Source organism: Pseudomonas sp. 24 E 13, assembly GCF_900004715.1.
In the GTDB taxonomy this organism is placed as follows: domain Bacteria; phylum Pseudomonadota; class Gammaproteobacteria; order Pseudomonadales; family Pseudomonadaceae; genus Aquipseudomonas; species Aquipseudomonas orientalis_A.
In genome coordinates this window covers 1-8,719 of the sequence record NZ_CVTO01000026.1, presented here as the reverse complement: position 1 = coordinate 8,719, position 8,719 = coordinate 1, and the positions used below count along the sequence as shown (strand labels likewise).

7 protein-coding genes and 1 pseudogene are annotated in these 8,719 nt (G+C 62.5%); 7 read left to right on the top strand and 1 reads right to left on the bottom strand.

Annotation, left to right across the window (positions count from 1 at the left end):
* Positions 1-2,175: pseudogene (locus BFP90_RS00970) on the bottom strand (hypothetical protein); the annotation flags it as partial.
* Positions 2,176-2,525: 350 nt separating this feature from the next.
* Between BFP90_RS00970 and BFP90_RS00965 the strand changes: the two are divergent.
* From BFP90_RS00965 to BFP90_RS00935, 7 genes are all read left to right on the top strand, one after another.
* Positions 2,526-3,449, top strand: coding sequence for a hypothetical protein (locus tag BFP90_RS00965; protein WP_130138986.1), 924 nt, complete (start codon positions 2,526-2,528; stop codon positions 3,447-3,449).
* 91 nt (positions 3,450-3,540) lie between these two features.
* Positions 3,541-4,188: a hypothetical protein gene (locus tag BFP90_RS00960; RefSeq protein WP_128875910.1), complete on the top strand. Its 648-nt coding sequence runs from the start codon at positions 3,541-3,543 to the stop codon at positions 4,186-4,188.
* 87 nt (positions 4,189-4,275) lie between these two features.
* Positions 4,276-4,695, top strand: coding sequence for a MarR family winged helix-turn-helix transcriptional regulator (locus BFP90_RS00955; protein ID WP_065894065.1), 420 nt, complete (start codon positions 4,276-4,278; stop codon positions 4,693-4,695).
* A complete protein-coding gene (locus BFP90_RS00950) occupies positions 4,692-6,770 on the top strand; it encodes an FUSC family protein (RefSeq protein ID WP_065895745.1) in 2,079 nt (692 codons plus the stop codon). Before BFP90_RS00955 ends, BFP90_RS00950 begins: the two co-directional genes overlap by 4 nt.
* Positions 6,767-6,976, top strand: a complete 210-nt coding sequence (locus BFP90_RS00945) for a DUF1656 domain-containing protein (protein ID WP_065886631.1) — start codon at positions 6,767-6,769, stop codon at positions 6,974-6,976. The genes BFP90_RS00950 and BFP90_RS00945 overlap by 4 nt, the downstream gene beginning before the upstream one ends.
* Positions 6,973-7,863, top strand: a complete 891-nt coding sequence (locus BFP90_RS00940; protein ID WP_065895744.1) for an efflux RND transporter periplasmic adaptor subunit — start codon at positions 6,973-6,975, stop codon at positions 7,861-7,863. Before BFP90_RS00945 ends, BFP90_RS00940 begins: the two co-directional genes overlap by 4 nt.
* On the top strand, positions 7,860-8,719 hold an 860-nt coding region (locus tag BFP90_RS00935), incomplete at its 3' end, for a TolC family protein (protein WP_176717999.1). The genes BFP90_RS00940 and BFP90_RS00935, both read left to right, overlap by 4 nt.

Here is an 8,719-nt window from a genome sequence, read left to right as displayed (position 1 = left end):
GGGCACACACTTGACGATCACATTCACCCGTACTGGGGCGGGCGCGGGCGCAGGTGTTGGCGCAGGTGTTGGTGTTGGTATGGGCGTTGGCGCAGGTGCTGGATCTGGCACCGGCACCGGTACTGGTACTACCGGTTTCTCAGCCTGCGGCGAGGCGACCGTCTGCGCGGTGCCTACTGCGATGACCAGGCTATGGCCAGAGCCGAACGGTATGACCACCGGTGTGTAGGGGCTTTCCAGGGTCTTGATCCCAACCATGACCAAAGGCCAGGTTACCCCGGGCGCGGCCAAGGCCCGGGCCGTGGCAATTTGCGGTTGATATCCAGGCGGCACGGCAACCAGTGTCGACTCGCCTTCCCCCAGTAACGCCGAGACATCGCGCCGGGCTTCCGGCGGCGGGCTGATGGCAGTGCTGCGATATTCAGCGGCCAGGCGCGCGTAGTTCTCGGGCGTGATACGCTTGAAGCTATCGATCCCCTGTTCCTCAAGTGACCGTGGCGGGCCGAAAGCCACGCGTTCGCCCGGCGTCACCTCGCGAAAATACGCTGCGGCCGGCGCGCTCAACACAAACTCGACCATCAGCCGACGCCCGTAGTTGACCACGCGCGCTTCATAGACCTTATTGACCCAGCGCAGCACGTAAATGCGACTGCCGGCGCCGGCGCTGTTGTCGATGGTGCTTGTGATGGTCTCGGCCGTTTCATGCATCACGCTGCTGCCACGCAGGTTGCCCACGCTGCGGCTGATACGGTTGACCGTCTTGTTCAGTACTTCACGGGCAAAACGGGTCTCGTCATCGCTGTTCGGACCCTGCTGCACGGTGGTCGTTACCGGCCCGCCGTTGACGATGGCCAACGTCGGCGGCCCGTAGCTGGTGGTCAGGTTGGTATAGGTTTTATTGGTGGTTTTTTCGGCGATGGTGCGGATGGTCTCGGCATGCAAATCATCGCGGGTGTCGACCGCACTGTCGTCCGACACCTGCTCATCCAGTGTCTGCGCCAGGCTGACATCCAGTTGGCGCCGGGTGCGCCGTCGGCTGATGTCTTTGCGCTCGCCGCGCATCAGGTTTTCGATGGCGGCGATTTCGCCGGGCACATAGCGCAGCAGGCGCTGACGCACCATTTGCAAGTCGCCGATGGAGCACGGCTCAATCCAGCCGCCTACGCTTTGCGGCAGGTCCTTGGCCGAAGGCGACGCCTGCACAGGCGGGTCATTGATGGGCGGTGGCGCAAAAAAACCTTCGGGCAAAGTGATCGACGCCTGCATCAACGCATGCAGTGCCGCTGACGTGAGCGGCGGCGTACCGGGCGGCGGCGCGTAGACATAATCCAGCAGATGGGACATGACCAGCGACCCGCACAGGTGCGGCAGCAACCCTGGCTCGCTCCACGGCGCGACGACCAAGGCGAAATAACTTTCCCAGAGGCGCTCCACATCCGCGCCATAAGCGGGCGGCAGGCTCCCGCCAGAGGCCATGTTGGCCGAGATCCAGGTGCTGACGGTATAGGGATCGTAATCCGACGTGAGCACCGTCTCCTTGAGGCGCGATAACTGCGCATAAGTGCCGGTGCAGAGATCCGCCTGCGTTACAAACTGGTTCTCGTACGGCGTTACGCCATGAATAAAGCCCAGGGCCAGGCTGTCCATCTCGATTCGATTGGAGCAGGCCGAAAACTGGGCGTAAAAACTCTGGGCCGGCACGTTTTGCGGCACCACGTACGTGAGGAAACGCAGTTGTTTCTGGGCCGCACTGATAAGCGGCCATTGGCGGATGTACAAATAGGGGAAGAGCGCACTATCAAGCGCATGCGGCCTGATCGGCTCGGGCGTCGGCCTGGGTGGTTTGGGTTCTGGTTCTGGCCCTGACCCTGGTTCCGGTTCGGGTGATGGTTGGGGGCGGTTTACCGCAAAGCGCGCCAACTCGACATGGCTGGTCTTGCCGGCTGCATCCTCGGCCCCCTGTGTCACCTCCGCCCGCAGAACCGCCACAGCGCTTTCAGTGCCCGCTTCGCGCTTCAAATGCAGCTTGCCATAGGCCAGGTAACCGCCAGCAAAGCGGATGTTGAAAGGCATCGACACGCCCGCAGCCTCGTCGGCATCGAACTCAATGACGATGACATCACCTTGCTTTGGATGATCGATCCGGCTGATGCGCACCCTGACCGCGAGCAACACGCCCGCACTCGTCTCACATTCACTGGCAAAACTGAGCGCACCCTTGGAAGTTTCCCTGTGTGCTACCGCTGCATTTTCCATAAGACATCCCAGGCGTGGATACGGATTGCGGTTCCAGCGTGCAATCTAGTTGCAGCCACTGCCATGCAATAAGTATCACCACGTAACAGGCGACCCGACGTTACCGTAACAATACTTATGGGTGATGGCCTGTTGCCCTAAAGTACCTGCGAAACAACGCCGGTCCAGGGAGTTTGTGCTTAGATTGCAGACATCACTTACACAAAAATAGGGTGTCCGATTTAACAGGGACAAGTTCACGAACGGAAGACATGCAGAAGGTAAGACCCATGTCAGACTTACTCGATTCCAGCGAATACCCTGTGGCTGCCTTTCGGGAGAACGTCACTGGTTTCAGCACCCGCACCGCGAGAAAACGCCCCATGCTCCCGGATGCCATGCCGACACCACCTTCGACCACGCTGGGTGCGCCGCCGGACAAGGCAGAAATCCGCGCTACGCTGCTACAGGTGCTGGCCAACCCCTTGTTTTGCAAGGCCCCCCGACTGAGCCGCCTGCTGCGCTTCCTGGTCGAACGGTATTTGAGCGACACGCTCCAGGACACCACCGAATATGGGATCGGCATTGATGTTTTCGACCGCGACCCGGCCTTTTACAGCACGGGAGACGACCCGATCGTGCGCGTGCAGGCCGGCCGCCTGCGGGAGAAGCTCAAAACCTATTATTCCAGGGACGCCGGCGGCGGCGGCAGTGTGGTCATTTCCATCCCGATCGGAAGCTACATGCCATTGATACGACGCGCCGATGACGCTGTGGCACGCGCACAAACACGCCACCTCCTTGCCGTTCAACCCCTGAAGAATCTCACTGACGATTTCGCCTGTACGCTGTTCGCGCCGGGATTGAACGAAGAGTTGAGCTGCCAACTGTTCAAGGAATTTGGCAACCAGGTCGTCACCTATTCTTTTGCAAAGACCAGTGACGAACAGAGCCAAGCGCCCTTCGCCAGCCACCTGCTGGAGGGTAGCGTGCGTATCGAGGGGGCGCTGATGCGCGTTTCGGTCCGTCTGATCAATGCCGCGACCGGCTCGATCGCCTGGTCCGAACAGCTGGACCGGCACACCAAGCCCTGCATCGCGTTGCAGCAGGATGTGGCCCAGACCATCTGCACCGGCCTGGAGCGCTATTTTTTCTCAACGGCTGACCGATCCACTCACCGCATCTGCCTGGCAACGGCACACCGCGGCCTGTAATGCCGTGTAAGGCGCTGTAATGGTCGCGGTGCTGCGATAGCTGTAGATACTGGCCCATACGCACGCTCAATGGCACAGGGGAAAGACCCGCATGACAATGTCCTACACGCTGACACTGCACAACAAATCCTCCATGCCGTGGATGTTTTATATCTACCCGACGTTACCCGAACAGCACCACGCTACCGTTTCGCTGGTTTGGTACGTCACCCCCTTCAACGTGGCACCGGGTGCTGAAGTCAGCCTCAACTGGACGATTGAATACGGGTTCGTGTGGCAAGCGCACGAAGTGCTCTCTGGCGGAGTCAAATTCAGCGCCGAGGGTCAGATGCCTGGCGATTTGAAGGAGCACAACACCGTCACGTTTTCCGAATTGCACCACACCCCCGTCTTCAGCAAACCTGTTGCAGGCAGCCCGACGGGCTCGATGGTCATCCACAGCGACACATCCGTGCAGGAGAAAGGATTCGTGGTGGGCATCTCCATCGACGGCAGAGATGCCTTCCTCACACCGACCGGGCCGAACCTGACCGCCTCATTCAAACTCGAGAACAACGCGCCCAAGTACTGGATCGCCGCGTGCGACGAAATTGAACTGGGCGCTGTGGTGGATATCGCCGCCAACATCAACAGTTTCGAGGTGGTTTTTCCTGACGGGGTTTATGAGCAGGCTTATAGCCTGGACACGCACAATGTCTGGGCCGCCACCACCCATCCGCCAAGTTGTTTCAAAACTTGACGCATTCGGACGCATCCACCATATTAATAGTTAGCAAACTAACTGTATGCGAACTATCCAGTGTCCCAATCCCTCGAACAACTCCAGATGAACCTCAGCAGCAGCATGGTGGTGGGCGCCCGTAACTGGCGCAAAATCTGCCAGGCCACGCTGGTGAGCTATGGCATCTCTGAAGCCTGCGCCGTGCCGCTGTTGATGATCGGCCGCCTGGGCGACGGTGTGCATCAGGTCAAAGTGGCCCAGGCTTCGGGCATGGAAAGCCCGTCGCTGGTGCGCCTGCTCGACCGGCTGTGCAGCGACGGTTATGTGTGCCGCACCGAAGACATCCATGACCGTCGCGCCAAGGCCCTGAGCCTCACCGAGCGCGGCCGTGAGCTGGTGCAGGCGGTGGAAGCGCAACTGGTGCGCCTGCGCAAGGAAGTCCTGGTGGACATCGCCGCCACCGATCTGGAAGCCGCGCTGCGCGTGCTGCGCGCCTTCGAGGCGGCCGAGGCGGCAGCGCCTTGAACGGATTCTTTACCGGTTTTCCGCCTGCTCGCGACTGGTTCTACGGGGTGCGTACCTTCGCCGCGTCGATGATCGCGCTGTACATCGCCATGCTCATGCAAATGCCGCGTCCGTATTGGGCGATGGCTACGGTGTATATCGTCTCCAGCCCGTTTGTCGGCCCCACCAGTTCCAAAGCGTTGTACCGCGCGATCGGCACCTTGATGGGCGCGGCGGCGGCGGTGTTCTTTGTGCCGATGTTCGTGCAGTCACCCTACATTCTGGTGGTGGTGATCGCCCTGTGGACGGGCACCTTGCTGTTCCTTTCCCTGCATCTGCGCACGGCCAACAGCTACGCCCTGATGCTGGCCGGCTACACCTTGCCGCTGATTGCCCTGCCGGTGGTGGACAACCCCCTGGCGGTGTGGGATGTGGCCGAGGCGCGTACCGAGGAAATCTTCCTCGGTATCGCCGTGGCGGCCGTAGTGGGTGCGATGTTCTGGCCGCGTCGCCTGATGCCGGTGTTCGATGGCTCGGTTGCCAAGTGGTTTACCGACGCCCAGGTCTACAGCCAGCGCTTTCTCACCCGCGATGTGGAGCCTGAAGCCGTCAGCGGCCTGCGCGGCGGCATGGTCGCCACGTTCAACACCCTCGAGTTGATGATCGGCCAGTTGCCCCACGAAGGCGCGCGGCCGCAGACGGTGCGCAACACCAAAGAATTGCGCGGGCGCATGATTCACCTGTTGCCGGTGATTGATGCCCTGGACGATGCGGTGTATGCCATCGAACATCGCGCGCCGCAATTTCTCGATCGGCTCACGCCGTTGCTGCAAGCCGCCAACGCCTGGCTGCAAAGCACCACCGGAACCGCGCCACTGGAACGCTGGCGCGTGCTGCGTGACAAGATCGACGCCGCGCAACCCCAGGGCGCAGCGCTCGACGACCGCCACACGCTGCTGTTCTCCAACGCCCTGTACCGCCTGGGCGAGTGGGTCGACCTGTGGCAGGACTGCCGCAGCCTGCAAGCCGCCATTCAGTGCGAAAGCCAGGACACCTGGCGCGCCGTCTACCGCCACTGGCGCCTGGGCCGGCTCACGCCATTTCTGGATCGTGGCCTGATGTTCTACTCGGCGTTTTCCACCGTCACCGCGATCATCGTCGCCTCGGTGTTGTGGATTTTGCTGGGCTGGACCGACGGCGGCAGTGCGGTGATCCTGGCGGCGGTGGCGTGCAGCTTTTTCGCCTCGATGGACGACCCCGCGCCGCAGATCTATCGGTTCTTTTTCTGGACCGCCATGTCGGTGCTGTTCGCCAGCCTCTATCTGTTCCTGGTGCTGCCCAACCTGCACGATTTCCCCATGCTGGTGCTGGCGTTCGCCGTGCCGTTCATCTGCATCGGCACCCTCACCGTGCAGCCACGGTTCTACCTGGGCATGCTGCTGACGCTGGTCAACACCTCGTCGTTCATCAGCATCCAGGGCGCCTATGACGCGGACTTCCTCAACTTCGCCAACGTCAATCTGGCCGGGCCCGTGGGCCTGCTGTTTGCCTTTGTATGGACCCTGATTGCACGGCCCTTCGGCGCCGAACTGGCGGCCAAGCGCCTGACCCGTTTCAGCTGGCGCGACATCGTCAGCCTCACCGAGCCCGCCACCCTGGCCGAACATCGGCACATGGCCGCCCAAATGCTCGACCGCCTGATGCAGCACCTGCCGCGCCTGGGCCTCACGGGCCAGGACACCGGCACCGCCCTGCGCGACTTGCGCGTGGCGCTGAACCTGCTCGATCTGCTCGCCTACTCGCCGCGCATCCTCGGCGTGCCGCGCGTGCTGCTCAACCAGGTGGTGGAAGGCGTGGGCGGTTATTTCAAGGCCTGCCTCAAGGCCGGTGAACGCTTGCCCGCGCCCAGCGGTCTGCTGATGACCCTGGACCGCACGCGCCGCGCCCTCAACGGCCAGGGCCTGCAAGACGCCGATGACACGCGCCTGCACCTGCTGCATGCCCTGGCCGGCCTGCGCCTGGCGCTGTTGCCCGGCGTGGAGTTCATTGGCGGCACGGAAATCGAAGCGCCGTTACCGGATGGAGCGCCCTTATGATCGGTGACCTGGATATCAGCGGCGTCTTCCTGCCCACGCTGCTGGTGCTGATGGGCATTACCTATGTGTTGTTTCTGGTGCTGCACGGGCTGTTGACGCGCATGCACTTCTATCGCCTGGTCTGGCACCGGGCATTGTTCAATGTGGGGCTGTACGCGCTGTTGCTGGGCGCGGTGGACTCACTCAGTCGATATCTGATGACATGAAAAAACCTTTTTTGACTATCGGCCGTGTCGTCCTGACGCTGTTGATCGTGAGCTTCGCGGTCGTCGTGGTGTGGCGCATGGTCATGTACTACATGTTTGCGCCCTGGACCCGTGACGGCCACATTCGCGCCGACATCGTGCAGATCGCCCCGGACGTGTCCGGGCTGATCCAGCGTGTCGATGTGCACGACAACCAGTTGGTGAGCAAAGGCCAGGTGCTGTTCGCCGTCGATCAGGACCGTTTCAAGCTGGCCTTGCGCCAGGCCCAGGCCGCCGTAGCCGACCGCCAGGAAACCCTGGCCCAGGCCCAGCGCGAGTACAAGCGTAACCGTGGCCTGGGCAACCTGGTGCCCAGCGAGCAACTGGAAGAAAGCCAGTCCCGCGTGGCCCGTGCCCAATCGGCCCTGGCCGAGGCGCAGGTGACGGTGGATTCGGCCCAGCTCAATCTCGACCGCTCGGTGATCCGCAGCCCAGTGGACGGCTACGTCAACGACCGCGCGCCGCGTGCCCAGGAATTCGTCACCGCCGGCCGCCCGGTGCTGTCGGTGGTGGACAGCAACTCCTTCCATATCGACGGCTATTTCGAAGAAACCAAACTGGACGGCATCCATGTCGGCATGGGCGTGGATATCCGCGTGATCGGCGACAACGCCCGCCTGCATGGTCACGTGCAGAGCATCGTCGCCGGTATCGAGGACCGCGACCGCAGCAGCGGTTCCAACCTGCTGCCCAACGTCAACCCGGCGTTCAGCTGGGTGCGCCTGGCCCAGCGGATTCCCGTGCGTATCGCCTTTGATGACGTGCCGGCGGACTTCCGCATGATCGCCGGGCGTACCGCGACCGTGTCGATCATCGACGACAAGGCCAATGCCGGAGACCAGCCATGAAGCAACTGCTGGCCACCGCTGCGTTGGGGGTGTTGCTGTCGGCCTGCCAGGCGGTAGGCCCGGACTACAAGTTGCCGGACACGGCCGCCGTCAACCGTGACGACCTGCAAGGTGCCATCGCCGGCGAGGGCAATAACGTGGTGTCGGCGCCCGTGCCGACGGACTGGTGGAAACTGTACAAAGACCCGCGCCTGGATGAACTGGTGCGCCAGGCCATGGCCTCCAACACCGACCTGCGCGTGGCTGCGGCCAACTTGCAACGCGCGCGCTACCAGACCCAGCAGGCCGAATCCGCCGGCGGCTGGAGTGCCGGGGCCAAGGCTGAAGCGCAGCGTTTGCAGGAGTCCGGCGAAGCCTTCCTGCTGGCGGACAAAGTGCCGGTGGGCAACATCGGCAGCGTAGGCATCACCACCTCGTATCAATTCGACCTGTTCGGCACCTTGCAGCGCGGCATCGAAAGCGCCCAGGCCAACGCCGATGCGGCCCAGGCGGCCGCTGATATCGCGCGCATTACCCTGGTGGCCGATGTGGTGCGTGCCTACACCCAGGTCTGCGCCGCCAACGAAGAGCTGGCCATCGCCAACGAGTCCCTCGACCTGCAAGCCCAAAGCACCAAGCTCACGCAACGCCTGCGCGACGCCGGCCGTGGCGATGAAACCCAGGTCACGCGCTCGCAAACCCAATACAAATCCCTGCGCGCCGATATGCCGCGCTACGAAGCGGCGCGTCAGGCCGGGTTGTTCCGTCTGTCGATGCTGCTGGCCAAGCCCCTTGATCAATTGCCGGCCGGCACCGGCAGTTGCGCCGAGCTGCCGCACATCGCCCAGCTGTTGCCGGTGGGCGACGGTGCGACGTT

What these genes read in the sequence shown, in the direction of transcription:
- BFP90_RS00965 (WP_130138986.1), top strand. Translation starts at nt 2,526, where the DNA reads ATGTCAGACTTACTCGATTCCAGCGAATACCCTGTGGCTGCCTTTCGG.
- BFP90_RS00960 (WP_128875910.1), top strand. Translation starts at nt 3,541, where the DNA reads ATGACAATGTCCTACACGCTGACACTGCACAACAAATCCTCCATGCCG.
- BFP90_RS00955 (WP_065894065.1), top strand. Translation starts at nt 4,276, where the DNA reads ATGAACCTCAGCAGCAGCATGGTGGTGGGCGCCCGTAACTGGCGCAAA.
- BFP90_RS00945 (WP_065886631.1), top strand. Translation starts at nt 6,767, where the DNA reads ATGATCGGTGACCTGGATATCAGCGGCGTCTTCCTGCCCACGCTGCTG.
- BFP90_RS00940 (WP_065895744.1), top strand. Translation starts at nt 6,973, where the DNA reads ATGAAAAAACCTTTTTTGACTATCGGCCGTGTCGTCCTGACGCTGTTG.